Here is a 24,512-nt window from a genome sequence, read left to right as displayed (position 1 = left end):
AAACTCACACTGCCCACAGGCGCATATTAAATCTCGTCTGGTGTCCGCAAGTTGGTGACAGCGATACGCTCGCCACGTTTACGTTCACGTTCTGACTGCATGTTGGCGCGATAAACACCTTGATCGCCAACAACCCAGGACAATGGACGACGCTCTTTGCCAATGGATTCTTGCAGCAGCATCAGAGCCTGCATGTAAGCTTCCGGGCGCGGTGGGCAACCAGGGATGTAAACATCCACAGGCAGGAATTTATCCACGCCCTGTACCACAGAGTAGATGTCGTACATGCCGCCGGAGTTAGCGCAGGCACCCATCGAGATCACCCATTTTGGCTCAAGCATTTGATCGTAAAGGCGCTGAATAACGGGAGCCATTTTGGTAAAGCAGGTTCCTGCAATCACCATCAGGTCGGCCTGACGCGGAGATGCACGCAGTACTTCGGCACCAAAACGTGCCACGTCATGAACCGCGGTAAACGAGGTCACCATCTCAACGTAGCAGCAAGAAAGGCCAAAGTTATAAGGCCAAATTGAGTTTTTACGCCCCCAGTTCACCATATCGTGCATGGCATGTTCGAGCTTGCCCATGTACACGCTACGGTTGATTTCTTGATCAAGAGGATCGGTTACGATCTCCTGTTTTTGCAGGGGGTAACGGTCGTTCTCACCGTCGGGGTCTATGCGGGTGAGCGTATAGTCCATCTTATTGCCTCATTTTTACTGCGTATGACGGTTAGTAATACTGTCGGTTTCTGGGTTGATATGGGCGCGACGCGAACGCGCGGGAGTCCAATCAAGCGCGCCAATGCGCACGAGATACACCAGGCCTGCCAGTAGCACAAAAATGAAAATTGCGGCCTCGACGAAGCCTACCCATCCGCTTTCACGAATAGACACTGACCACGCGTAGAGATACAAGGCTTCCACGTCGAAGATGACGAAGAACATGGCAACCAAGTAGAACTTAGCGGATAGGCGTAAGCGCGCTGTACCAACTGAGTCGATACCTGACTCGAAGGGAGTGTTTTTGTGCCGACCCTTAGCTCTCCCGCCAAGGAACCAGGCCCCGAGAAGCATTACGCAACACAGGCCTATGGCAACAATAAGAAAGACTGCGAACGCCCAATGGTGAGCGATAACTTCAGTGGATGTTGACATACTCATTGCTTACTCATCAAAAGTGGCGCCAAAGTCTCTGCTCTTGCTGGCAGATGAACACCACATCGATTCATGGGGAGGAACAATAAACCTTACAATAACTGCCGGAATCAAAACTTTACCAGCACATTGATGGGGTTTTTTACTCCTTTCTATAACCTTTTGTCAACTTTAACAAAAGTATCCACACATTAATTTACATGAAGCCAACTTCATTAACATTAAGTGCCTTAAAAGCTAGTAACGCCGAGTTATTAACTCGGTTTTAATGAAGGTGAATCGTGTCCGTTAAGGAGGAAAAAATTAACTGCTGCTCTATTTTGGCAGGATTTCTCAACTATTCATCCCCCCTATAGGGAGTATTTTCTTGATCTGAGACACGCTTCTGTTAATTCATATCAAAAAATGACAACATTGCAGCGTATTTTTTAACAATTAAACACGAGTTGATTAGTAGGCTAGCAGGAGAAGACAGGTGACAAAGAGGAGGTAAAGTAGATTGTTTTAAAACGTGTTTTTACAAAACCCCCGTCAATTTAACGTTCACTGATTAAAAAACAAGCCATTGAGACCCAAAAAGTGCTCAATGACCTGTTTTCGAATTTCATAAATTGTTACTAACAAACCCGTATGACGGCTACATCCCCTAAATAATTCGAGTTGCAGGTAGGCGGCCCCAAAGGGGTGAGGCTCATGGATGAGCCGAATAGTGCAGCCAACACCCCTGCTACTCGAATTATGACGGGGAATGCGTTACTCGAAATCGCCTTCCATCAACATGGTATCGCCGTCCTCGTCTGAGGAAACCACGTAACGATATGGATTCGGGTTGTTTTCCAGCGCACTGAAAATAGCCTGAGCTAAATCATTAGTGGTTTGCAAATTACGGCACAGCATGTATTGCGTATCAGGCATCGCTGGCAAACCATCGGCACCTCCAAGCACGCGCAGTTCTGGGCTCATCATTTCTACAGGCCGTGATGTAATCCCCAACCCGGCTTTTACCGCAGCGCGTACAGCAGAAAGTGTTGACGCAACATAAGCAATACGCCACGGAATGCGTGCAGCGTTGAGTTGTTCAATCATCATGTCACGGTACGGGCTAGGGTTATCGAGCACCACTAAAGGCACCGTTTCACCTTTCTGGAACACGTAATCAGCGGCGCAGTACCATAAAGTTGGCGAAGTCCGTAACACAATGGATTCAAAATGCGCAGGTTTCGAGGTCGTGACGACGAGATCCACTTCCTGCTGATTAAGCATTTCAACCATAAACGGATTACGTTTAACACGCACATCCAACGCCAATTTAGGGTACACCGAGCTTATCCGGTTAAGCAGAAACGGCAGGATGGTATCTGCAGTTTCATCAGATGCTCCAATCGTTAATACGCCCTGCAAATTACTAAACATTAGCGAAGTACAAGCTTCATCATTAAAACGCAGAATCTTTCGCGCATAACCAAGGAGCTGGATACCGTGCTCGGTCAGCAGTTTATTACGGCCATGACGGGCAAAAAGCTCTTTTCCTACTAACTGTTCAAGGCGCTGCATCTGCTGGCTTACAGCCGATTGAGTGCGGCAAACCGCAACGGCTGCAGCGGCAAAAGTATTCAGATCCGCTACGGCAACAAAAGTCCTGAGCAGATCGAGGTCGAGATTGAGTATCGGACGATTTGCGTTAATCATAATTTTTTCACTATCAGGTTGCTCTTACGAGTCTGCCTTAGTTTTATTGCTGTGATTTATCAAAAAGATAAAGCAATTCCCTTTTACAGAACGCCTCCCGAAGGGGAGCACCGTCATCCTGACAGCCGTTCTGACTTATTTATTTTTCATACTGCCAGAGGTACGCGAAGCAATAATGCAAAGCACGTATTTCTGGGATATTATACTGTCGTTAACAACATACAAACATTCGTCTTAACGTACTAGTCACTGAAATTAAAACTGAGTAATTATTGTAAATCCACTTCAGTACTGAGCTTTATTTATTCAACTCATAGCAGAAACAAGTGTAAACAGGATGGGGATTTTCTTTAAGTCACTTCATTGTACTGGCAATTGACACACTACAACGCAGACAAACCAACCCACCATAAAACATGGAGTTGCGTTATTTATACCGAAAACCACCTACCATTTTCAGTAGTGTATCTTACCGCAAAACACGCCATCCCATAACTTTTGTTGCGAATTATCCGATCTCATTCTCTTTTTTAATTCATTCATCAGTAGCTTATTCGCAGAAATGTCCAAAATTCTACAAGCTAAAAGAGAAGCAATTTAACTATATTCCTTGTTTATATTAATCACATACTCGGTTATTTTTATATACATATTATTAACTCGCACTAATGCACTTCATTTAACCATAAGCATGAATATTCAATTTTCCTTAACTATTACTCAATATAATTCGCATTTCGGTCAGCATGACTGACTGCACTCTATGCATTAACGCAGTGACTACCATGGCAAGCAACTCAATAACCTATATTTTCGGTCAATATTGATATGATCATCAACATATAATCCTGCAAAATCACTATTCAACAGCAATTTACTACCACTCTCAAAATTGAAGATTTATTACTATTTGGCGCTTCGATAACCTTCAAATCTGTGCGGCGCAGGAGTACATTGTTCCCTGGTCGCTTCCACGGCAGGAAGTGGCGCTAACATTTAAGGTCAGGTTCATGTCCCCAATCGAAAAATCCAGCAAACTTGATAACGTCTGTTACGACATCCGTGGCCCGGTTCTCAAAGAGGCGAAACGCCTCGAAGAAGAAGGAAACAAAGTCCTCAAACTGAATATTGGCAACCCAGCGCCATTCGGCTTTGATGCCCCTGATGAGATCCTTGTCGATGTGATTCGTAACCTGCCTACAGCGCAAGGGTATTGCGACTCGAAAGGACTCTACTCCGCACGTAAAGCCATCATGCAGCATTATCAGGCACGTGAAATGCGGGATGTGACGGTTGAAGACATCTACATCGGTAACGGTGTATCTGAACTTATTGTTCAATCTATGCAGGCATTGCTTAACAGCGGTGATGAGATGCTGGTCCCTGCGCCTGATTATCCTTTATGGACCGCCGCAGTTTCACTATCGAGTGGCAAAGCTGTTCACTATTTATGTGATGAGTCGTCCGACTGGTTCCCGGACCTTGATGATATTCGTTCTAAAATCACACCTCGTACCCGCGGTATTGTGATTATTAACCCGAACAACCCTACCGGTGCGGTCTATTCCAAAGAACTGCTGCTGGAAATTGTTGAAATCGCCCGCCAGCATAATTTGATTATTTTTGCGGATGAAATTTACGACAAGATTCTGTACGACGAAGCCCAGCACCATTCAATTGCAGCACTCGCGCCAGATCTGCTGACAATTACCTTTAATGGTTTGTCGAAAACTTACCGTGTTGCCGGTTTCCGCCAGGGCTGGATGGTTCTGAATGGGCCGAAGAAACACGCGAAAGGTTATATTGAAGGGCTGGAGATGCTGGCGTCAATGCGCCTGTGTGCCAACGTTCCGGCACAGCATTCCATTCAAACCGCACTTGGCGGTTATCAAAGCATCAGCGAATTTATTGCACCGGGTGGGCGTCTGTATGAACAACGTAACCGGGCATGGGAATTGCTAAACGATATTCCCGGGGTGTCATGCGTGAAACCACGCGGTGCGCTGTATATGTTCCCTAAAATTGACGCTAAGCGCTTTAATATCCATGACGACCAAAAAATGGTGCTGGATTTCTTGTTGCAAGAAAAAGTGCTGTTAGTTCAAGGAACAGCGTTTAACTGGCCGTGGCCTGATCATGTGCGTATCGTGACTTTACCGCGCGTTGATGAGCTGGATATGGCTATCAATAAGTTTGGTCGCTTCCTCGGTCATTACCACCAGTAATACCCACGGGGGGAGATGTTTGCATCTTCCCCCGACTCCCCGCACAATGGTTTTCTTTGCAGTAGACCCCGAGTGTACCCATGAGCCAGAGCCATTTCTTTGCCCACCTTTCACGTCTGAAATTAATCAATCGTTGGCCACTGATGCGCAATGTGCGTACCGAAAATGTTTCGGAGCATAGTCTACAAGTCGCGATGGTTGCTCATGCCTTAGCCGTGATCAAGAACCGAAAATTTAACGGGCAGGTTAACGCTGAGCATGTCGCACTCTTAGCGATGTATCACGACGCCAGTGAAGTGCTGACCGGTGACCTGCCGACTCCGGTGAAATATTTCAACACGCAAATAGCCCACGAATACAAAGCTATCGAGAAAATTGCGCAGCAGAAATTGATCGATATGGTGCCAGAAGAGTTACGCGATATTTGGGCACCGCTAATTGATGAACATCAGAGCAGCGAAGAAGATCGCGCCATCGTCAAACAGGCTGATGCGCTATGTGCGTATCTGAAATGCCTCGAAGAACTCTCTGCGGGTAACAATGAATTCTTGCTGGCAAAAAGCCGACTCGAAAAAACGCTGGCGGATCGCCACAGCGAAGAGATGGATTACTTCATGAATGTGTTTGTGCCAAGTTTCCAGCTTTCGCTCGATGAGATTAGCCAGGATTCGCCGCTTTAACTCTGGATATTGCGCCCTCACCCTAACCCTCTCCCCCAGGAGAGGGAATTGTCCGGATTGGTGTTCCCCCTCTCCCTCAGGGCTGTCTCTTATACACAACTCACTCTGGCAATTTTGTCAGGGTAAGATCTGTTAGCCTCGCAGGTTTTCCGTTCACCCGTGTGTTCAGTTATCTCTTTAATTCCCGAAAACGGTGCGATGGAAGCCGGGAACAAGGTCAAAACCGCTCGGGCCTTTGACTTTGACCTTGAATTTCTGGTCCGGCTTAAATCGCCTCCATTTTGACTCCAGGTGGCAGGGTCCAGTCGTCGGGAACGACTGGAGGGCGCGATCGTAGGGAACGAATCGCAACCGACCCTGACACGGAGGCAAAATGGAGGTTTACCGCTTGCGGCGATTTATTTGCCGGGAGTCCGGGTTCTTAGGGTGACGACGGTGGTCACCCTAAGACGTTCACCGGTTCAGTGGCTATGTGAAACACTGAACATCGGGTGAACGGAACTGTCTCCCGACTCACGCAGAAGTGACTAAGAGACAGCCCTCAGGGAGAGGGTCGGGGTGAGGGTTGTTTTAGAATGGAAACAGCATCGGCACCATCACCACACTCACCACCATCACGATGACGGTAAATGGCACGCCCATCTTCACAAAATCACTGAACTTATAGTTCCCCGGCCCCAGGACCAGAGTATTCACCGGTGAAGAAACAGGTGTCATAAATGCCGCAGAGGCTGCAAGCGCCACAATCATCGCAAATGGATAAGGCGAGACGCCCATCGTTTTTGCCGCCGCTAACGCAATCGGTGCCATCAGAACCGCCGTTGCCGTGTTCGAGATAAACAGACCAATCGCGGCGCACATAACGAACAGGCAAACCAACATCAGGTATGGGCCATAACCCCCACCCATCTGCATCAGCCCGTTAACTATCAAATCCACGCCACCGGTTTTTTGCAGCGCAAGTGCAAACGGCATCATCCCGACAATCAAGATAATGCTTGGCCAATGCACCGCTTTATAAGCACTTTCCATGTCGATGCAGCGGAATTTGCCCATCAACAAACAAGCGATAATCGCCGCAATGGTATTAGGGATTTCGTCAGTCAGCATCAGGGCAACCATCAGCGCCAGGCAGAAAATCGCGTGGGGAGCCTGGCTGTGAGCAGGTGATGCCTCCCCCTCTTCCACTGGCAAATTGAGTACCAGAAAATCTCGGCCTTTTAGTTGCAGCTGGCTAATCAGTTTCCAGTCACCGACCACCAGCAAAATATCGCCCAATTGCAAAGCTTCATCTACCAGCAGACCTTCCAGCGCTGCGCCATTGCGACGCAACCCGACAACGTTCAATCCGTAGCGTGTACGGAAACCTATTTCGCGCAGCGTTTGCCCAATTAATTCTGATTCCGGGATAAGCGACACTTCCGCCATGCCAACATCCAGCGCCTGGTCCGAGAAATACTCGCCGCGCAGTATCATCGGCTCCAGCATTTGCTCGCTACAAAACTCACGCAGATCGACTTCAGAAGCCGACATATCGATTAGCAAAACGTCGCGAGCGCGGAATTCGGTGACGCCCGTAACATTAACGATAACCTTGCGGAATTTGCGCCAACGCTCAAGGCCAATCACGTTTGCGCCATAGCGCTCACGCAGCTTTAAATCATCAAGACGGCGACCAACCATCGGTGAGCCAGGGCGAATCGCCAGACGACGCGCGCGTCCGGTTAGCCGATAATCTTTAATCAGATCGCGAAACGTGCGGCGTCGCCAGTGTTGTTTGCCGTCGTCTTTTTTCTGCCCGTTTAACGCAAAGCGTGCGATAAGCATGTAGCCGATGCCCAACAGCAAAATAACCAGACCGATTGGCGTAACACTAAAGAATTGAAAGCCCTGCAAACCTTCGCGCAACAGTTCGCTGTTCACCACCAGGTTTGGCGGAGTCGCGACCAGCGTCATCATGCCGCTTATCAGCCCCGCAAAACTCAGGGGCATCATTAAGCGCGACGGTGAAATTTTCATGCGCATTGAAACGCTGAGTACTACGGGGATAAAGATCGCCACCACACCCGTCGAGCTCATAAATGCGCCCAGTCCGGCAACGGTTAGCATCAGCAAAACCAGCATTTTGGTTTCACTGCTGCCCGCCACATCCACCAGCCAGGAGCCCATTTTGGTGGCAACGCCGGTGCGCACCAGGCCATCGCCAATAATAAATAACGCAGCAATCAGAATAACGTTGGGGTCGCTAAAGCCCGAGAAGGCTTCGCTAAGAGTGAGTGTCCCGCTAAGGACAAAAGCGATGATAACCAGTAATGCGACCGCATCCATACGTACTTTACCAGTGGCGAACATCACCACTGCAATCGCTAAGAGTGATAAAACCCAAACCAGTTCTGAGTTCAAAACAATTCCTTATGTAGTTGTCTCAGGGGGATAAAATTTTGCCATAAAAAAGCCCCGCTATCGCAGGGCTAAATCATGTGTTCAGTGTTTTCTAAACACTTCGACGGTGCCATCAGACAACTTTTGAACCAGAAGCTCAGTCAGTGAATGCAACACATAATCGACATGCTCAAGGCGTGGCGTATCTACTGGAGCATTAACGGCTATCACATGGCAGCCCGCGGCTAAACCCGACAACACGCCAGCTGGCGCGTCTTCAACCACTACGCACTCTTCTGGCTCGAGGCCAAGCAGTTGCGCACCGAGCAAGTAGGCATCAGGCTCTGGCTTCCCACGAGCAACACGTTCAGCGGTGACCAGCACTTCGGGCTTAGGTAAACCACCCGCAGCACGACGAGCAGACGCTACCGGGTATGAACCCGAAGTCACGATAGCCCACGGAATGCCCGCTTCGTTCAAATGAGCCAGCAGCTCAACGGCACCAGGCAGCGCCACAATGCCGTCGGTGTCTTCAGACTCGATTTTTTCAAGACGCAAAAACTCCTGCTGAATCTCTTCTTCAGGCGCGCCCGCCATAAAGTGACGTAACGAAGTGATCGCCTGTTTACCATGAATGAAACCTAAAACTTCCTGTGGCGAAATATCGAAGCGCTTTGCCCAGTTAATCCAGGCTCGTTCGACGGCTGGCAGAGAATCAACCAGCGTCCCATCCAAATCAAACAAGAAACCTTTGCACTTCACTACGCTTCTCCCCTCAGGCATTAATAATTTGCGCGATCTCGTTCGCACTTAAATGGTACTGACGTGGGCAAGACTGCCAGACTTTCAACATACGCTGATATTTTTCCCACATTGGGGTCTGCGCATTGAAGCCATGAGTGCCCGCATCAAAATGAGCATAACGGCCTTCAATGTTCACCATAAAGCGAACATAGCCCAGGAAACGCGCTTCAGTTGCTGCATCAAAACCAAGGAAAGTCACACGACGCTCGTCGATTTCCTGGTTGTCTTTCAGGTTAGTCCAGGAGACATGCAGAGCGTGATACATCTCCATGATATCGATAACTGTGCGGCAGGTTTCTTCCGTCAGCTCACCGAACTCCCGATCCAGTTCGCGCATTTGTAGGCCGTAACCGCGCTCGATGATCGTTTGCAGGCGACGATAACGCTCGGCGTTGTCCGGGTCGAGCATGGTCATCATTTTGTACTGATTAGATAAAATCAGACGCTGGGCGTTAGTCATTTCCATTTCTTAGCTCCTGTTGCGCAGGATTAATCCTGCGAAAAAATATCCTTCTTTATATGCGTAACGGCAGGGACTTTACAAATCATCCAGAAAAGTTTTATCCAACTGCTTGAACGCACGTTTCAAAACTTCTGCCAGCGCCTGGTAGTCTGGCTTGCCTTCGATTGGCGCCAGCGCCTGCCCTGCTTCCTGCAATTTGCCACGGACTTCGTAGAACCAGCTCAAAATGGATGGCGGAAGTGGCGTCACGGAACGTTTACCTAACCACCATAACCCCTGCATCGGCAGACTACAGGCGAATAAAGCGGTGGCAACGGCGGGGCCAAGTTGGCCGCCAAGGGCAATTTGCCAGGTCAGCGTAAACACAGCGAGTGGAGGCATAAAGCGGATGGCAAAACGCGTGGCGCGGATCACACGGTTTTCTACAAAGATAGGCGCGAGGCGTTTATCAACAGGCCAGGTCTTTGAATAGTGTTGTCCACGGCTGAACAGACTAAACCAACTTACATGGCTATTTTGGGGTGTTGACATGGCTTTACCTCAACTTCACATATAAAAAATAAAATTTTTGTGCAACTTAACAACTCTAAATTACATGGTTCAAAAACTTTTGTCTTTAGCCATCGCAATCAGGTATCCTGTGCCGGCCTTTGACGGCCATAGAAGGGAAACCGCAGGTTGTCAAATTTTTGCTCTGTTAGCCATCGCCGAATAAACGTGCAAGATGGCGTAAACATTAGAGTATTTATTCGCCATGCCAAAAAAAACGCTTCTGGCATGACGTTAATCATAAATGTCAGGCTCATCATGCGCTACGCTGAGAGACTCACTGACGTTTTTTTAGCCACGTATAAAAGTAGGTACTTCCATGTCGAGTAAGCTAGTACTGGTTCTGAACTGCGGTAGCTCTTCACTGAAATTCGCAATTATTGATGCGTTAAACGGTGATGAGTACCTCTCTGGTTTAGCCGAATGTTTCCATCTTCCTGAAGCACGTATCAAGTGGAAAATGGATGGCGGTAAACAAGAAGCGGCTTTGGGCGCAGGCGCCGCTCACAGCGAAGCTCTGAACTTTATGGTTAATACCATTTTGGCACAAAAACCTGAATTGTCCGAGCAGCTGACTGCTATCGGTCACCGTGTTGTTCACGGCGGCGAGAAGTACACCAGCTCCGTTGTTATCGACGAGACCGTGATTCAGGGTATCAAAGATACTGCTTCTTTTGCACCACTGCATAACCCGGCGCACCTGATCGGTATCGCAGAAGCACTGAAATCCTTCCCTAAACTGGCTGATAAAAACGTTGCTGTGTTTGACACCGCGTTCCATCAGACCATGCCAGAAGAATCTTACCTCTATGCTCTGCCGTACAAACTGTACAAAGAGCACGGCGTTCGTCGCTACGGCGCACACGGCACCAGCCACTTCTATGTGACTCAAGAAGCCGCAAAAATGCTGAACAAGCCAGTGGAAGAAGTGAACATCATCACTTGCCACCTGGGCAACGGCGGTTCTGTTTCTGCTATCCGTAACGGCCAGTGTGTTGACACCTCTATGGGTCTGACTCCACTGGAAGGCCTGGTAATGGGTACTCGTTCTGGTGACATAGATCCTGCGATTATCTTCCACCTGCATGACTCCCTGGGCATGAGCGTTGATGACATCAACAAAATGCTGACTAAAGAATCTGGCCTGTTGGGTCTGACTGAAGTCACCAGCGACTGCCGTTATGTTGAAGATAACTACACCACTAAAGAAGATGCTAAACGTGCAATGGACGTGTTCTGCCATCGCCTGGCGAAATACATCGGCTCTTACACTGCGCTGATGGAAGGTCGTCTGGACGGCGTTGTGTTCACTGGTGGTATTGGTGAAAACGCAGCAATGGTACGTGAACTGTCTCTGGGCAAACTGGGCGTTCTGGGCTTTGAAGTTGACCACGAACGCAACCTGGCTGCTCGTTTCGGCAAATCAGGCTACATCAACAAAGAGGGTACCGTTCCTGCGATGGTCATTCCGACCAACGAAGAACTGGTTATCGCTCAGGATGCATCTCGCCTGACCGCTTGATTCTCCTTACCGCCAGCCTTCGCTGGCGGTGTTGTTTTCTGAACCCTGAAAAGGGCTATACCCAAAATAATTCGAGTTGCAGCCAACACCCCTGCAACTTGAAGTATGAAGGGTAAAGACAAAGAGGTTATACCGTGTCCCGTACTATTATGTTGATCCCTACCGGAACCAGCGTCGGCCTGACCAGCGTCAGCCTTGGTGTTATCCGTGCTATGGAACAAAAAGGCGTTCGCCTTAGCGTTTTCAAACCTATCGCCCAACCGCGTACCGGTGACGATACTCCAGATCAAACCACCAGCATCGTGCGTGCAAACTCCAGCATCCCTACTGCTGAACCGCTGCACATGAACCACGTTGAGTCGCTGTTGTCCAGCAACCAACAAGACGTGCTGATGGAAGAGATCATCGCCAACTTCCACACCAGCAGCAAAGACGCTGAAGTGGTTCTGGTTGAAGGTCTGGTTCCGACTCGTAAACATCAGTTTGCGCAGTCTCTGAACTACGAAATCGCAAAAACACTGAACGCTGAAATCGTCTTCGTCATGTCCCTGGGTAACAACTCCCCAGAGCAGATGAAAGAGCGTATCGAACTGGCTCGTAGCAGCTTCGGTGGCAGCAAGAACACCAACATCACTGGCGTTATCATTAACAAACTGAATGCCCCAGTTGATGAGCAGGGTCGTACCCGTCCCGATCTGTCCGAAATTTTTGATGACTCCACAAAAGCGAGCATCGCTAATATCGATCCTAAATCCCTGTTTGCTGACAGCCCGCTGCCAGTTCTGGGTTGTGTGCCGTGGAGCTTCGATCTGATTGCCACACGTGCAATCGATATGGCGCGTCACCTGAACGCAACCATCATCAACGAAGGCGACATCAAAACTCGTCGCGTGAAGTCTGTAACCTTCTGCGCGCGCAGCATCCCGCACATGCTGGAACACTTCCGTCCGGGTTCTCTGCTGGTCACTTCTGCAGACCGTCCAGACGTGCTGGTTGCCGCGTGCCTGGCCGCCATGAACGGTGTAGACATCGGTGCAGTTCTGCTGACTGGTGGCTACGAAATGGACCCACGCGTCACCAAACTGTGTGAGCGTGCATTTGCCACTGGCCTGCCGCTGTTCATGGTTGATACCAACACCTGGCAGACTTCCCTGAGCCTGCAAAGCTTCAACCTGGAAGTCCCAACTGATGACCATCAGCGTATCGAGAAAGTGCAGGAATATGTGGCAAGCCACATCGATGCAGACTGGATCGAGTCTCTGACTGCAACTTCAGAGCGCAGCCGTCGTCTGTCTCCTCCAGCGTTCCGCTACCAGCTGACTGAACTGGCGCGTAAAGCCGGTAAACGTGTTGTGCTGCCGGAAGGCGAAGAGCCACGTACCGTGAAAGCGGCATCTATCTGTGCTGAACGTGGTATCGCAACTTGCGTACTGTTGGGTAACCCGGATGAAATCACCCGTGTTGCAGCAGCACAAGGCGTTGAGTTGAGTGCAGGCATCGAAATCGTTGACCCTGAAGTGGTTCGCGAAAGCTACGTTGCACGTCTGGTTGAGCTGCGTAAGAGCAAAGGCATGACCGAAGCCGTTGCGCGTGAGCAACTGGAAGACAACGTAGTGCTGGGTACGTTGATGCTTGAGCAAGACGAAGTTGACGGTCTGGTTTCCGGTGCTGTTCACACCACCGCGAACACCATTCGTCCACCGTTGCAGCTGATCAAAACTGCACCAGGTAGCTCTTTGGTTTCTTCTGTGTTCTTCATGCTGCTGCCAGAACAGGTTTACGTTTACGGCGACTGCGCGATCAACCCGGATCCAACTGCTGAGCAACTGGCAGAAATCGCCATTCAGTCTGCGGATTCCGCTGCTGCATTCGGTATCGACCCACGCGTTGCAATGCTGTCCTACTCCACCGGGACTTCTGGTGCAGGTAGCGATGTTGAAAAAGTACGTGAAGCTACACGTATTGCTCAAGAAAAACGTCCTGACCTGGTTATCGATGGTCCGTTGCAGTACGACGCCGCAGTGATGGCTGACGTTGCTAAGTCCAAAGCGCCAAACTCACCGGTTGCGGGTCGCGCTACCGTGTTCATCTTCCCAGACCTGAACACCGGTAACACCACCTATAAAGCGGTACAGCGCTCAGCAGACCTGATCTCCATCGGGCCAATGCTGCAAGGTATGCGTAAACCAGTCAACGACCTGTCTCGTGGCGCACTGGTAGACGATATCGTTTACACCATCGCTCTGACGGCGATTCAGTCTTCTCAACAAGACTAAGTCTTTAAGAGAAGCAAAAAGGCCGCATTGATATGCGGCCTTTTTTATTGGTTCTTCCCCACTGCACATCACATACAACGACTGTCCATTCGTTTCATCTCGCGCAAATTTACAAAAAATTACATATTAATTCTACTAATACACTTTTATAGTATGGATATTGTAATAGCACTTTTTGCACAAAAAAGAAATTTCAGGCTTTTAAAGCAAAGTGCCACTCATTGCTAATCACCAATTCTTACCCATCACTATTTATGACAAAAGGACATTGTGACTATGCGGAAAAAATACAACGACAATATTTTATTGTTATATTTGACCTATGTCATTTCGAGCTTAACATTTTCAGGTTGGTACTCCTTTACGCCAGGCGTTGAGAATCCAAAACTAACGTTTATTGCCCTGTTTTTTATAATAGGTGTTTTTTACACAATCAAAAACATCATAAAATTTACCCTCTGGATGTTCACAGACTAATAAACCAGGAATAGAACCATATGGAAAACAGCAACCGAATGACGAAAATATGTGTTGTTTGCACACCCAGTTTTTCAATATGTTTTAACCCTATCATGATGCAAGGCAACGCGTTATCTCATTTTATCGTCGACCACAATGAATACATATATTCATTACGTAAACAGGTTGAAAGCCTTGGTCTGCCATGGCTAGTCGAGTCAGACACGACCTATGCTGACGCAAAAGAAATCGAGCTTCAGGGCTTCGATATTATCGTCGTCATTCCAGGTTTGAAATTTATGTTTGCCCGCAGAGGGTTTGATAAGAAAAAGATAATCCATCTGGACTATTTTAGTTACTCGACAAAAAACGTGCATGTGGCAATCAGAAGAATTAAAGAAGTTATTAATTCGAGCGGAGCACTGTAGTGTTATTGTAAATACGGGGAAGAGGTAATAAGTAAAAAAACATTCGTACCATTAACGTAATGTGTATTTTTCTCCACTCACCCCGGAATTAACTTCCGGGGCAGGTCTCGCAGAAAACAATATCAGAAATGAATTATTCCGCAGCAGCGGTGTGCTGAGATTCATTCTTAGCGTTGCGGGTCATCCATAATGCCAGTGCTTTTAAAGAGTCTGGCGTGAAGTCGTCACAGCGAGCAGTAATCTCTTCTGGCGACATCCAGCACACTTCGCTGACTTCTTCTTCCTGCAACGCGAACGGGCCATGCGAAACGCAGCTAAACAGGCTTCCCCATACGCGGCAATTGGCATCTTCAAAGTAAAACTGACCATGCTCGGCAAACGGCACACCCGCAATACCCAGTTCTTCTTCAGCCTCGCGGCGAGCAGAGTCCAGTAATTGCTCGTCGGCCTGAACCACCCCACCTGCAGTGGCATCCAGCATACCAGGCATAAAATCTTTAGTTTCGGTGCGTCGCTGCACCAAAATTTTACCCATACCATCATGCACAACGATATAGGTCGCGCGATGACGTAAACGCTGTGCGCGCATTTGCTCACGGCTTGATTGCGCAATGACTTCATTGTCTTCATTGACAATGTCTACCCATTCCGTGCCAACAAAATGACTCTGTTCCACCATCGGGGAAACCTTATTCAGGGCGCTCTTATGGCGCGTAATGGTTATACCCGTCATCCTTCAAGCTGCAGGGGTGTTGGCTGCAACTCGAATGCTAACGGGTCTAATTTTTAAGGTAAGTTACGGGGTAATCTCCACCTGTGCAATAACCCCATCGTTATTCAGTGCGTGAACGCTCAGAACACCATCGTTTAGCATGCCGTAACTCGCTTCGAACCCACCTTTTGGGATACTTACCGAACCTGGATTGAATAGATAAACCGTGTCTTGTTTTTCAGCCAATGGTAAATGAGTGTGGCCAAAAACCAGCACGTCATTTTCTGCCAGCGGCGGCAGTTTGTCAGGATTATATAAATGACCATGCGTCACAAATAAACGCTGGTCAGCCATTAAAATCTGTTGCCAGGGGGCGGTAATCGGAAAATGTAGCAGCATCTGATCGACTTCGCTGTCACAGTTCCCGCGTACCGCAATAATTTTATCCGCAATGCTGTTAAATCTCTCAGCAACAGCACCTGGATTATAGCCCGCCGGTAAGGCATTACGCGGCCCGTGATTCAACACGTCACCGAGTAATATCAGCCATTTAGCACCGCTACGTTCAAAGTGCATCAACACTTGTTCTGTCGCGGGTAGCGAACCATGAATATCCGAGGCAAACATTAGCTTCATAAAACCACATTCCTGTTAATGATAAGCAAATTTATCATAACGAATTATGGGACGAATCAGCCAGAATGCTTTGCGGAAAGTGCCAGAAAACGCTGAACCGAAGCCCGCTGCCATTGGAATGTTGCGTATTCTTCTAAGCGCTCAGGCACTTCATCACCATTTAAGATCAAACGGTTCAGCATCAATGCCAGATCCAGGTCGGCAATTGACCATTCACCAAACAAATTTTGCTGGCCGATGGGCAATAATCCCTCGACGGTAGCCAGAAGTTTTTGTGCCGCACCCTGCCCACGCTCTGTTAATGGTGGCTTCTTCACTCCTGCGAAAACAACGTCGGTAGAACGCTCTTCGCGAATCGGCATTAAATCGCTACGGATCCAGGCCTGAATTTGGCGGGCCCTGGCACGTTTTTCCAGATCGTGTGGATAAATGCGCTCCCATGTCGGTGGAGCAAAACGTTCTTCGAGATATTCAGTAATGGCCGAAGACTCACTCAGTACAAAATCATCGACCGCAATGACAGGGACACGGCGAGTCAGGTCATACCCTTTCCAGCCAGGTTGCAGATTTTGGCCGCTATTCAGGTCGATAGTTTGCAACGTGAAGTTTAGACCTTTCTCTCTCAAGGCAACATAAACAGACATGACATACGGGCTAAAGTAGTTGCTATCGGACCAAAGCGTTATTGTCGGCTGACTCATAATATCCCCATGATTTAGTTACCCAGGCTATTGAACATATAGCGGAAAATCACGCCTGTCACTTGAGCAAAACTCATCTACAGAGCAGTTTTTTCAAAAAGTCTATACTCCATAGGTTTATAAGAAAACTGATGTCAGGATGGTAATGAGATGATCGACCTTTACTACGCACCCACACCAAACGGCCACAAAATCACGCTGTTTCTGGAAGAGGCAGGTCTGGAGTACACCATTCATCGTATTGATATTGGCAAAGGAGATCAGTTTCAGCCTGCCTTTTTGGCGATTTCCCCGAACAATAAAATTCCGGCAATTATCGACAGGAATCCTAGCGATGGTGGCGGCCCATTGAGCCTGTTTGAGTCAGGCGAAATCCTGCTTTATCTGGCCGAAAAGACCAACGAGCTATTGAGTAAAGATTTGCGTGAGCGCGCCCACACCCTGCAATGGCTGTTCTGGCAAGTCGGTGGTTTTGGCCCAATGCTCGGCCAGAACCACCACTTTAATCATTTCGCCCCCCAGCCTGTCCCCTACGCCATTGAGCGTTACCAGGTGGAAACTCAACGCTTATATGGCGTTCTCAATAAGCAACTGGAGAAAACCCCGTGGCTTGGCGGCGATGAGTACAGCATCGCCGATATTGCGACTTACCCGTGGACGGTTTCCCATGAGCGCCAACGCATAAACCTGGCGCACTTCCCTGCTGTTCAAAACTGGTTTGAGAGAATCCGCTCACGCCCGGCAACCGAACGCGCCTATGAGAAAGCGCAACAAAACTAAACCCTGCGCGCCCGACAAGGCGCGCAATTTTTTTCCTCATGCATTTTGGGTATAGTCTAGGTCGGAAATTACTACATGGAGGCAACCTGCAATGTCATCCCCACAACCAGACGCGATTATTCGAATTAAAAATTTACGCCTGCGCACTTTCATTGGCATCAAAGAAGAAGAAATTGCCAATCGCCAGGATATTGTCGTTAACGTCGCGATTCATTATCCGGCAGATAAAGCGCGTGCCAGCGAAGACATCAACGATGCGCTGAACTACCGCACCATTACCAAACAAATCATCCAGTTGGTTGAAAATCATCGCTTCTCATTGTTAGAAAAATTAACTCAGGATGTGCTCGATATCGCATGCGACCATCCGTGGGTGTCTTATGCTGAAGTGGAAATCGATAAACTTCACGCGCTGCGTTATGCCGACTCGGTATCCATGACGATGAGTTGGCGTCGCCAGGCGTAATAAGCTGGAGACGACCATGCAGATACTGATTACCGGCGGAACCGGATTGATTGGCCGCCATTTGGTGCCGCGCTTGCTGGAATTAGGGCACGATGTCACCGTCGTCACTCGAAACCCTGAGAAAGCCCGCGTACTTTTTGATCAAAAAGTCATGCTTTGGAAAGGGTTAAGTGAGAACTCCAGTCTTGATGGCTTTGATGCCGTCATCAATCTGGCGGGCGAACCTATTGCTGACAAACGCTGGACCGAAGCGCAAAAACAACGGTTGTGTAACAGCCGCTGGCAAATCACCGAACGTCTGGTCGAGATGTTTAAAACCAGTCAAACGCCGCCGTCAGTATTTATCTCCGGCTCAGCCGCAGGCTATTACGGCGATCTCGGCGAAGTGGTCGTCAACGAAGATGAGCCGCCGCACAATGAATTTACCCATAAACTCTGCGCCCGCTGGGAACAAATCGCCTGTGGCGCGCAGAGCGAGCACACACGTGTCTGCCTGCTGCGTACCGGCGTGGTTCTGGCTCCAAAAGGCGGGATTCTGGCGAAACTACTGCCGATTTTCCGCTTAGGCCTGGGCGGGCCGATGGGCGATGGGCGGCAATATCTGGCATGGATTCATATCGACGATATGGTCAACGGCATTCTGTGGTTGCTGGATAACGATCTACGCGGGCCTTTCAACATGGTTTCGCCCTACCCGGTTCGCAATGAACAATTTTCTCATGCACTCGGCCACGTACTCAATCGCCCGGCGTTTATGCGAGCACCGGCAACTGCGGTAAGAATGATGATGGGTGAATCTTCGGTATTGGTGTTAGGCGGGCAACGCGCATTGCCAAAGCGGCTTGAGGAGTCCGGGTTTGGTTTTCGTTGGTATGACCTTGAGGAAGCGCTTGGGGATGTGGTGCGGTAGGAAACGCCCTCATCCAACCTTCTCCCCAGGAGAAGGGGAAAGCGAGCACCCTCTCCCTGGGGAGAGGGTGAGGGGGAATTATTTCAGCGATCCCGACAAGAACTGCTGCAAACGCGCACTTTTCGGGTTACCAAACAACTCTTCTGGCGTCCCTTCTTCTTCGATTAAGCCCTGATGCAGGAAAATTACATGGTTTGAAACGTGGCGCGCAAAGTCCATCTCATGCGTGACCACCACCATGGTTTTCCCCTCTTCGGCCAGTTTCTGCATGATACGCAATACTTCGCCTACCAGCTCAGGGTCGAGCGCGGAAGTCGGTTCATCGAACAGCAACACTTCCGGTTCCATCGCCAGCGCACGGGCAATAGAAACACGTTGTTGCTGGCCGCCGGACAGATGCACCGGATACTTCACCTGCTGGCGCTCGTCAATGCCGACTTTCGCCAGATACTTAACCGCACGTTCTTTCGCTTCTTGCTTGCTCAGGCCAAGCACCTGAATCGGCGCTTCCATGACGTTTTCCAGCACCGTCATATGGCTCCACAAGTTGAAATGCTGGAACACCATCGTCAGGCGTGTGCGCAGCAAACGGAGCTGGTTTTTATCGGCAACTTTCAGTTGCCCATCAGTATCGCGCACCAGGTTTATGTTCTGGTTATTGACGACAATCGTCCCTTCACTCGGTTTTTCGAGGAAGTTAATGCAGCGTAAAAAGGTACTTTTACCGGAACCCGATGAGCCAATGATGCTTATGACATCGCCAGCGTTGGCTTGTAAAGAAACCCCTTTCAGCACTTCATGTTGCCCATAGCGCTTATGAAGGTCGGTAACGCTTAATTTTTTATCAGTCATCATTGCACACTCAATGTGTTGAGCTTGGTTTAACATGCTGCAACCAGCGTTGCTCAGCCTTGCGGAACAATCTAATCAGCACATAGGAAATACACAGGTACAGCACCGCAGCAATCCCGAAGGCCGTAAACGGCTGGTAGGTTGCGGAGTTGATATCGCGGGCGATCTTCAGCAAATCAGGCACTGTAGCGGTAAATGCCAGCGCCGTAGAATGCAGCATCAAAATCACTTCGTTGCTGTACGCAGGCAGCGCGATACGCAGCGCCGATGGCAAAATAATGCAACGATACAATTTGAATGGCGAGAAACCATAAGCACGAGCCGCTTCAATTTCACCGTGCGGCACAGAGCGAATCGCCCCGGCAAAGATTTCTGTAGTGTAGGCACAGGTATTTAGCGTCAGCGCCAGCACCGTACAGTTCAGGCCGCTGCGGAAAAACTCATTGAGCAACACCGTGCCTTTTACTACTTCCAGCGTGTACATCCCGGAGTAGAACACCAGCAACTGCACATACAGCGGTGTGCCACGGAAAATGTAGGTAAACAGCCAGATAGGGAACGCGATAAACTTATTGCTTGAGACACGGCCAATTGCCAGGAACAGCGCCAGAATCCCGCCCATCACGACCGAAGAAATCAGCAGCCACAGCGTGATAGCCACACCGGTGAGGCGATAACCGTCTGTCCACAGCAGCGCTTTCCAGTACTCCTGAATAATTTCGATCATAGATCAGCCCTCTTCACGCCAACCGAGTAACGGCGTTCAAGCCAGAGCAGCACACCGTTCGATACCGTGGTAAAGAACAGGTAGATAAGCCCAGCGACAATCGCAAAGTAGAACGGCTGCCAGGTGCTTTTCCCGGCCAGTTGAGTAGCTTTAACCACATCTTCCAGGCCTAGTAACGACACCAGCGCAGTGGACTTTAAAATGACCTGCCAGTTATTACCGATGCCCGGAAGCGCATAACGCATCATGGCTGGGAAGAGAATACGGCGGAAAGTTTGCGAACCGGTGAAGCCAAAAGCGGTTGCCGCTTCGATATGGCCTTTCGGTACCGCCATAAAAGCGCCACGGAAGGTTTCGGTAAAATAGGCTCCGTAGATAAAACCGAGTGTAATGATACCAGCCACCATCGGGTCGATATCAAACTGAGACGCGCCCAGCCAGTCGGTTAACACATTGAGTGCCATTTGCAGGCCGTAGAAAATCAGCAGCATCAGCACCAGATCAGGAACACCACGAATCAAGGTGGTATATCCTTCAAACAGCATGGCTAACGGGCGATTTTTGGATAACTTAGCACCAGCTCCCGCCAGGCCAATAATAACGGCGAGGATAACGGAGCTTAACGCCAGTTCCAGCGTGACGATCGCCCCTTTAAAAATGACTTCTGAAAAACCGTACAGCATGGTGCGTATCCTGTCGTCAGTGTTTGCACAAACCTAACCTGCCCTTTACGGGCAGGTTGAACCACTGGTGACTGTTAACCACCGTAAACATCGAAGTCGAAGTATTTCTTCGCTAACTTCTCGTAAGTTCCATCTTTGCGCATTTCTGCAAACGCTTTGTTCAGCGCCTGGCGTAACTCGGTATCGTCTTTACGCAGACCCATACCGGTACCCACGCCGAACAGCTTTTCGTCTTTAATTGATGGGCCACCAAACTGGTAATTGGCACCAACAGGTTGTTTCAGGAAACCTTCGCTGGCGGCCACTTCATCCTGGAATGCCGCATCAATACGGCCAGCGGTTAAGTCGGCGTAAATAGAGTCCTGACCCTGATAAGAGACAATTTCAATGCCTTTAGGTGCCCAGTGCTCGTTACCAAAGGTTTCTTGCGTGGTGCCTTGCAGCACACCAACACGCTTACCTTTCAGCGACTCAAGCGTTGGCTGAATTGGCGAACCTTTAGCGACCACTAAACGCGAATCTGCCGCGTACAGTTTGTCGGTGAAGGCAATTTCTTGTTGGCGTTTTTCAGTGATGGAAAGTGACGACATAATCGCGTCGATTTTTTTCGCTTTCAACGAAGGGATCAGCGCATCCAGTGGATTTTCCACGAAGGTGCAGTTGGTTTCGATGCGTTTACAAAGTTCTTTTGCCAGATCGATGTCAAAACCGATCAATTCCCCTTGAGCATTTTTCGACTCAAACGGAGCATAAGTTGGGTCAGTGCCGATACGTAAATTCTTAGGAATTGCGGCGAAAGCTGTGGATACACTGGAAAATGCCAGTACTAAAGAAAGAGCAATGATCTGCTTGTTCATAATTATCCTCGAATAGACTGCACCCGTCGCCCTTCAAGATGCTCGGGTAAATTTTATGTGCGATGGCTTTTTAACCGTATAAAATTGCATGTTCTATGCCAATTTATGCATCTTAATATAGTGTTTTTCCTGGGTGTAAGCTCGCCATGCTACTCCGGCACTTTCACTCAAAAAAGACACTGCACCAACAGGATGCAAGGAAATTGCCATTCTGGTGCACCCGAAAAAATTTGCACTAAATCAGTGCAAACAATTCAGCGCTAGTTTGCAATTCTATTCAGCCCGGCCATGAAGAATCATAACCGGGCTACAGACTACGGGATAACGTTATTCACCGTAAACATTAAAATCGAAGTACTTCTTCGCAAATTTGTCGTAAGTGCCGTCTTTACGCATTTCAGCCAGTGCTTTATCAAAGGCCGCTTTCAGCTCAGTGTCCTCTTTGCGCAAGCCAATACCGGTGCCATTACCAAAGTACTGTTTGTTTTTCACCGCTGGGCCAGCAAACGCATAACCGCTACCGGCAGGCAGTTTCAGGAAGCCTTCGCTCGCCGCGGTTTCATCCTGGAAAGCAGCATCCAGACGACCCGCTGCAAGGTCAGAATAAATCAGATCCTGGTTAGCATAAGGCACCACATCGATACCTTTGCTACGCCATTCAGCGTTGGCATACGCTTCTTGCGTAGAGCCTTGCAACACACCGATGTGCTTGCCTTTGAGGGAATCAAGAGTCGGTTGAACTGGGGAGCCTTTAACGGCAATCAGGCGGGAGTCAGCAGCATAAAGTTTGTCTGAGAAGGCGATTTCTTTCTGGCGCTTTTCGGTGATGGAAAGTGAGGAGATGATACCGTCGATTTTCTTCGCTTTAAGCGATGGAATCAGCGCATCAAAGTCACTGGCAACCCACGTACATTTAGTATTAATGCGCTTACAGAGCTCATTGCCGAGATCAATATCGAAACCAACAAAATCCCCTTTCGCGTCTTTAGAAGAAAACGGCGCGTATGTCGTGTCCGTACCAAGACGAAGACTCTGTGGAATGGCTGCGAAAACGCTGGCGGTGGCACTCAGGCCTAGCAGTAAAGACAGAGCAAGAACTTGCTTTTTCATACGGTACCCTCAAGTAACTGGTCTTATTATGTGTAATGTCGTGTTGTATTTGTTTTGTGTTGCGAAGCAGAGTTGCAGTTCTCATGCCACTTTTTCTTGCGTGAAAGAAAGTGCGCACTAGCGTGTTAAATAAAAGTTACAACCCTGTCACGAGATTGAAAGATAGCAGGTCTGGTATGAGGAAAAAGCATTAACGGAGGAAAATAGCGGATAAATGTTCTGGAAGTGATCGAGGTTACAAAATCGCCCCATTTTGAGGCGAAGGGTTTTGTGATGCACCACACTGGGACAGTGTTTAGGCCCCACTCCAGCGTGTGAACAGATCTTGCGGAAGCTCAATATCAAACTGATCGATGACCCGATTCACTGTCTGGTCGATGATATCCTGCACGCTCTGCGGGCGATGATAGAACGCCGGCATCGGCGGCATAATCACCGCGCCCATTTCAGCCGCCTGGGTCATCAAGCGCAAATGGCCAAGGTGCAGCGGGGTTTCACGTACGCAAAGCACCAACGGACGACGTTCTTTCAGCACCACATCGGCGGCTCGTGTCAGCAGGCCATCTGTATAGCTATGAACGATGCCAGAAAGGGTTTTGATTGAGCAGGGCAATATGACCATGCCGTGGGTCTTAAAAGAGCCTGAGGAGAGGCTGGCGGCGATATCACGCGAGTCGTGAACTACATCAGCAAATGCCTGAACTTCTCTTAAGGAAATATCGGTTTCCAGCGCGAGTGTCTGGCGAGCGGCATTGCTGAGGATGAGATGAGTTTCGACATCCGGCAATTGTTGCAGCACCTGAAGCAGTCGCACACCATAAGTCGCGCCACTGGCACCTGAAATCCCAACAATTAACCGTTTCATAATTTACGTTCGCCCGAGGAGTTTATCTGGGCTGACTTTGCCGCAAGATGGGGCGGGATGCAAGCAGTGGTCACCCTCTCCTTCAAGGCTGTCTCTTAGTCACATCTGCGTGAGTCGGGAGACAGTTCCGTTCACCCGGTGTTCAGTGTTTTATATAGCCACTGAACTGGTGAACGTCTTAGGGTGGTCACCGTCGCCACCCTAAGAACCCGGACTCCCGGCAAATCAATCGCCGCAAGCGGTAAACCTCCATTTTGCCTCCGTGTCAGGGTCGGTTGCGATTCGTTCCCGACGATCGCGCCCTCCAGCCGTTCCCGACGGCTGGACCCTGCCACCAGGAGTCAAAATGGAGGCGATTTAAGCCGGAACCCAAGGTCAACGTCAAAACCCAAAGGCTACACCGAGCCGGTTTTGACCTTGTTCCCGGCTTCAGTCGCACCGTTTTTTACCCTTCAGTCGGGGTCACGTGGTCGGGAACCACGTGAGAGAGCGATCGTCGGACTAAAAATGTCAGGAACATTTTTGAACAACGCTTGCGTTGGCCACGAAGTGGTTCGGCACAGGGATGTGCCGAATAAA

The 24,512-nt window shown here is 49.2% G+C and carries 24 protein-coding genes; 8 read left to right on the top strand and 16 right to left on the bottom strand.

Features of this window, described 5'->3' with window-relative positions:
* Positions 1 to 26 precede the first annotated feature (26 nt).
* The 3 genes from nuoB to lrhA form a co-directional block, all read right to left on the bottom strand.
* Positions 27 to 701: an NADH-quinone oxidoreductase subunit NuoB gene (gene nuoB / locus MNO13_RS06915; protein WP_034458804.1), complete on the bottom strand. Its 675-nt coding sequence runs from the start codon at positions 699 to 701 to the stop codon at positions 27 to 29.
* A gap of 15 nt (positions 702 to 716) precedes the next feature.
* The gene (gene nuoA, locus MNO13_RS06910; RefSeq protein WP_064544817.1) at positions 717 to 1,163 is read right to left on the bottom strand and encodes an NADH-quinone oxidoreductase subunit NuoA; all 447 of its coding nucleotides are present in this window, start codon (positions 1,161 to 1,163) and stop codon (positions 717 to 719) included.
* 747 nt (positions 1,164 to 1,910) lie between these two features.
* Positions 1,911 to 2,846, bottom strand: coding sequence for a transcriptional regulator LrhA (lrhA, locus tag MNO13_RS06905; RefSeq protein WP_064544815.1), 936 nt, complete (start codon positions 2,844 to 2,846; stop codon positions 1,911 to 1,913).
* Between the two features lie 1,010 nt (positions 2,847 to 3,856).
* Between lrhA and alaA the strand changes: the two genes are divergently transcribed.
* Entirely contained in the window at positions 3,857 to 5,071 is a 1,215-nt protein-coding gene (gene alaA, locus MNO13_RS06900) for an alanine transaminase AlaA (RefSeq protein WP_064544813.1), read from the top strand.
* 80 nt (positions 5,072 to 5,151) lie between these two features.
* On the top strand, positions 5,152 to 5,751 hold the full coding sequence (gene yfbR / locus MNO13_RS06895; protein ID WP_064544811.1) for a 5'-deoxynucleotidase: 600 nt from the start codon (positions 5,152 to 5,154) through the stop codon (positions 5,749 to 5,751).
* 570 nt (positions 5,752 to 6,321) lie between these two features.
* On the opposite strand, the gene MNO13_RS06890 is transcribed toward yfbR, so the two are convergent.
* From MNO13_RS06890 to yfbV, 4 genes are all read right to left on the bottom strand, one after another.
* Positions 6,322 to 8,154 carry an SLC13 family permease gene (locus tag MNO13_RS06890; RefSeq protein ID WP_064544809.1) on the bottom strand — a complete coding sequence of 611 codons (1,833 nt, stop codon included), beginning with the start codon at positions 8,152 to 8,154 and terminating at the stop codon, positions 6,322 to 6,324.
* 81 nt (positions 8,155 to 8,235) lie between these two features.
* Positions 8,236 to 8,916, bottom strand: a complete 681-nt coding sequence (locus tag MNO13_RS06885) for a sugar phosphatase (protein ID WP_121815183.1) — start codon at positions 8,914 to 8,916, stop codon at positions 8,236 to 8,238.
* Complete coding sequence (locus tag MNO13_RS06880) at positions 8,909 to 9,403, bottom strand: YfbU family protein (RefSeq protein WP_064544804.1); 495 nt, start codon at positions 9,401 to 9,403, stop codon at positions 8,909 to 8,911. Before MNO13_RS06880 ends, MNO13_RS06885 begins: the two co-directional genes overlap by 8 nt.
* Before the next feature lie 72 nt (positions 9,404 to 9,475).
* On the bottom strand, positions 9,476 to 9,931 hold the full coding sequence (gene yfbV, locus MNO13_RS06875; RefSeq protein WP_064544802.1) for a terminus macrodomain insulation protein YfbV: 456 nt from the start codon (positions 9,929 to 9,931) through the stop codon (positions 9,476 to 9,478).
* Between the two features lie 337 nt (positions 9,932 to 10,268).
* Between yfbV and ackA the strand changes: the two genes are divergently transcribed.
* The 3 genes from ackA to MNO13_RS06860 all read left to right on the top strand — a co-directional run bounded on the left by ackA (position 10,269) and on the right by MNO13_RS06860 (position 14,634).
* Positions 10,269 to 11,471: an acetate kinase gene (gene ackA, locus MNO13_RS06870; RefSeq protein ID WP_121815181.1), complete on the top strand. Its 1,203-nt coding sequence runs from the start codon at positions 10,269 to 10,271 to the stop codon at positions 11,469 to 11,471.
* A 134-nt stretch (positions 11,472 to 11,605) separates the two neighbouring features.
* Positions 11,606 to 13,747, top strand: coding sequence for a phosphate acetyltransferase (gene pta / locus MNO13_RS06865; protein WP_064544798.1), 2,142 nt, complete (start codon positions 11,606 to 11,608; stop codon positions 13,745 to 13,747).
* A 497-nt stretch (positions 13,748 to 14,244) separates the two neighbouring features.
* Positions 14,245 to 14,634, top strand: a complete 390-nt coding sequence (locus MNO13_RS06860; RefSeq protein WP_241939678.1) for a hypothetical protein — start codon at positions 14,245 to 14,247, stop codon at positions 14,632 to 14,634.
* A 133-nt stretch (positions 14,635 to 14,767) separates the two neighbouring features.
* Here MNO13_RS06860 and yfcD read toward each other — a convergent pair whose 3' ends face one another.
* The 3 genes from yfcD to yfcF all read right to left on the bottom strand — a co-directional run bounded on the left by yfcD (position 14,768) and on the right by yfcF (position 16,683).
* Positions 14,768 to 15,313: an NUDIX hydrolase YfcD gene (gene yfcD, locus MNO13_RS06855; RefSeq protein ID WP_064544792.1), complete on the bottom strand. Its 546-nt coding sequence runs from the start codon at positions 15,311 to 15,313 to the stop codon at positions 14,768 to 14,770.
* 117 nt (positions 15,314 to 15,430) lie between these two features.
* Positions 15,431 to 15,982, bottom strand: a complete 552-nt coding sequence (yfcE, locus tag MNO13_RS06850; RefSeq protein WP_064544790.1) for a phosphodiesterase — start codon at positions 15,980 to 15,982, stop codon at positions 15,431 to 15,433.
* Positions 15,983 to 16,038: 56 nt separating this feature from the next.
* Entirely contained in the window at positions 16,039 to 16,683 is a 645-nt protein-coding gene (gene yfcF / locus MNO13_RS06845) for a glutathione transferase (RefSeq protein WP_064544787.1), read from the bottom strand.
* 150 nt (positions 16,684 to 16,833) lie between these two features.
* Between yfcF and yfcG the strand changes: the two genes are divergently transcribed.
* The 3 genes from yfcG to MNO13_RS06830 all read left to right on the top strand — a co-directional run bounded on the left by yfcG (position 16,834) and on the right by MNO13_RS06830 (position 18,839).
* Positions 16,834 to 17,463, top strand: a complete 630-nt coding sequence (gene yfcG / locus MNO13_RS06840) for a GSH-dependent disulfide bond oxidoreductase (protein ID WP_241939677.1) — start codon at positions 16,834 to 16,836, stop codon at positions 17,461 to 17,463.
* Between the two features lie 91 nt (positions 17,464 to 17,554).
* Positions 17,555 to 17,929, top strand: a complete 375-nt coding sequence (gene folX, locus MNO13_RS06835; RefSeq protein WP_064544783.1) for a dihydroneopterin triphosphate 2'-epimerase — start codon at positions 17,555 to 17,557, stop codon at positions 17,927 to 17,929.
* Positions 17,930 to 17,945: 16 nt separating this feature from the next.
* The gene (locus MNO13_RS06830) at positions 17,946 to 18,839 is read left to right on the top strand and encodes a TIGR01777 family oxidoreductase (RefSeq protein ID WP_064544781.1); all 894 of its coding nucleotides are present in this window, start codon (positions 17,946 to 17,948) and stop codon (positions 18,837 to 18,839) included.
* Between the two features lie 78 nt (positions 18,840 to 18,917).
* Here the strand turns inward: MNO13_RS06830 and hisP are convergent, their stop codons facing one another.
* The 6 genes from hisP to MNO13_RS06800 all read right to left on the bottom strand — a co-directional run bounded on the left by hisP (position 18,918) and on the right by MNO13_RS06800 (position 23,933).
* The gene (gene hisP, locus MNO13_RS06825; protein ID WP_034497324.1) at positions 18,918 to 19,691 is read right to left on the bottom strand and encodes a histidine ABC transporter ATP-binding protein HisP; all 774 of its coding nucleotides are present in this window, start codon (positions 19,689 to 19,691) and stop codon (positions 18,918 to 18,920) included.
* Between the two features lie 10 nt (positions 19,692 to 19,701).
* On the bottom strand, positions 19,702 to 20,418 hold the full coding sequence (locus MNO13_RS06820) for an ABC transporter permease (RefSeq protein ID WP_064544779.1): 717 nt from the start codon (positions 20,416 to 20,418) through the stop codon (positions 19,702 to 19,704).
* Complete coding sequence (locus MNO13_RS06815) at positions 20,415 to 21,101, bottom strand: histidine ABC transporter permease HisQ (RefSeq protein ID WP_064544777.1); 687 nt, start codon at positions 21,099 to 21,101, stop codon at positions 20,415 to 20,417. The genes MNO13_RS06820 and MNO13_RS06815 overlap by 4 nt, the downstream gene beginning before the upstream one ends.
* A gap of 74 nt (positions 21,102 to 21,175) precedes the next feature.
* On the bottom strand, positions 21,176 to 21,958 hold the full coding sequence (gene hisJ / locus MNO13_RS06810) for a histidine ABC transporter substrate-binding protein HisJ (protein ID WP_064544775.1): 783 nt from the start codon (positions 21,956 to 21,958) through the stop codon (positions 21,176 to 21,178).
* A gap of 327 nt (positions 21,959 to 22,285) precedes the next feature.
* Positions 22,286 to 23,068, bottom strand: a complete 783-nt coding sequence (argT, locus tag MNO13_RS06805) for a lysine/arginine/ornithine ABC transporter substrate-binding protein ArgT (RefSeq protein ID WP_241939676.1) — start codon at positions 23,066 to 23,068, stop codon at positions 22,286 to 22,288.
* Positions 23,069 to 23,363: 295 nt separating this feature from the next.
* A complete protein-coding gene (locus MNO13_RS06800; RefSeq protein WP_064544771.1) occupies positions 23,364 to 23,933 on the bottom strand; it encodes a UbiX family flavin prenyltransferase in 570 nt (189 codons plus the stop codon).
* Positions 23,934 to 24,512: the final 579 nt, after the last annotated feature.

The sequence above is a fragment of the Buttiauxella ferragutiae genome (assembly GCF_022637515.1).
Classification (GTDB): domain Bacteria; phylum Pseudomonadota; class Gammaproteobacteria; order Enterobacterales; family Enterobacteriaceae; genus Buttiauxella; species Buttiauxella ferragutiae.
This window is presented reverse-complemented; position numbering and strand designations above follow the sequence as displayed.

What these genes read in the sequence shown, in the direction of transcription:
- yfcF (WP_064544787.1), bottom strand. Translation starts at nt 16,683, where the DNA reads ATGAGTCAGCCGACAATAACGCTTTGGTCCGATAGCAACTACTTTAGC.
- alaA (WP_064544813.1), top strand. Translation starts at nt 3,857, where the DNA reads ATGTCCCCAATCGAAAAATCCAGCAAACTTGATAACGTCTGTTACGAC.
- yfbR (WP_064544811.1), top strand. Translation starts at nt 5,152, where the DNA reads ATGAGCCAGAGCCATTTCTTTGCCCACCTTTCACGTCTGAAATTAATC.
- MNO13_RS06860 (WP_241939678.1), top strand. Translation starts at nt 14,245, where the DNA reads ATGGAAAACAGCAACCGAATGACGAAAATATGTGTTGTTTGCACACCC.
- lrhA (WP_064544815.1), bottom strand. Translation starts at nt 2,846, where the DNA reads ATGATTAACGCAAATCGTCCGATACTCAATCTCGACCTCGATCTGCTC.
- argT (WP_241939676.1), bottom strand. Translation starts at nt 23,068, where the DNA reads ATGAAAAAGCAAGTTCTTGCTCTGTCTTTACTGCTAGGCCTGAGTGCC.
- nuoB (WP_034458804.1), bottom strand. Translation starts at nt 701, where the DNA reads ATGGACTATACGCTCACCCGCATAGACCCCGACGGTGAGAACGACCGT.
- hisJ (WP_064544775.1), bottom strand. Translation starts at nt 21,958, where the DNA reads ATGAACAAGCAGATCATTGCTCTTTCTTTAGTACTGGCATTTTCCAGT.
- yfcE (WP_064544790.1), bottom strand. Translation starts at nt 15,982, where the DNA reads ATGAAGCTAATGTTTGCCTCGGATATTCATGGTTCGCTACCCGCGACA.
- MNO13_RS06885 (WP_121815183.1), bottom strand. Translation starts at nt 8,916, where the DNA reads ATGCCTGAGGGGAGAAGCGTAGTGAAGTGCAAAGGTTTCTTGTTTGAT.
- folX (WP_064544783.1), top strand. Translation starts at nt 17,555, where the DNA reads ATGTCATCCCCACAACCAGACGCGATTATTCGAATTAAAAATTTACGC.
- MNO13_RS06800 (WP_064544771.1), bottom strand. Translation starts at nt 23,933, where the DNA reads ATGAAACGGTTAATTGTTGGGATTTCAGGTGCCAGTGGCGCGACTTAT.
- yfbV (WP_064544802.1), bottom strand. Translation starts at nt 9,931, where the DNA reads ATGTCAACACCCCAAAATAGCCATGTAAGTTGGTTTAGTCTGTTCAGC.
- MNO13_RS06830 (WP_064544781.1), top strand. Translation starts at nt 17,946, where the DNA reads ATGCAGATACTGATTACCGGCGGAACCGGATTGATTGGCCGCCATTTG.
- MNO13_RS06880 (WP_064544804.1), bottom strand. Translation starts at nt 9,403, where the DNA reads ATGGAAATGACTAACGCCCAGCGTCTGATTTTATCTAATCAGTACAAA.
- nuoA (WP_064544817.1), bottom strand. Translation starts at nt 1,163, where the DNA reads ATGAGTATGTCAACATCCACTGAAGTTATCGCTCACCATTGGGCGTTC.
- MNO13_RS06820 (WP_064544779.1), bottom strand. Translation starts at nt 20,418, where the DNA reads ATGATCGAAATTATTCAGGAGTACTGGAAAGCGCTGCTGTGGACAGAC.
- hisP (WP_034497324.1), bottom strand. Translation starts at nt 19,691, where the DNA reads ATGACTGATAAAAAATTAAGCGTTACCGACCTTCATAAGCGCTATGGG.
- yfcD (WP_064544792.1), bottom strand. Translation starts at nt 15,313, where the DNA reads ATGGTGGAACAGAGTCATTTTGTTGGCACGGAATGGGTAGACATTGTC.
- MNO13_RS06815 (WP_064544777.1), bottom strand. Translation starts at nt 21,101, where the DNA reads ATGCTGTACGGTTTTTCAGAAGTCATTTTTAAAGGGGCGATCGTCACG.
- ackA (WP_121815181.1), top strand. Translation starts at nt 10,269, where the DNA reads ATGTCGAGTAAGCTAGTACTGGTTCTGAACTGCGGTAGCTCTTCACTG.
- yfcG (WP_241939677.1), top strand. Translation starts at nt 16,834, where the DNA reads ATGATCGACCTTTACTACGCACCCACACCAAACGGCCACAAAATCACG.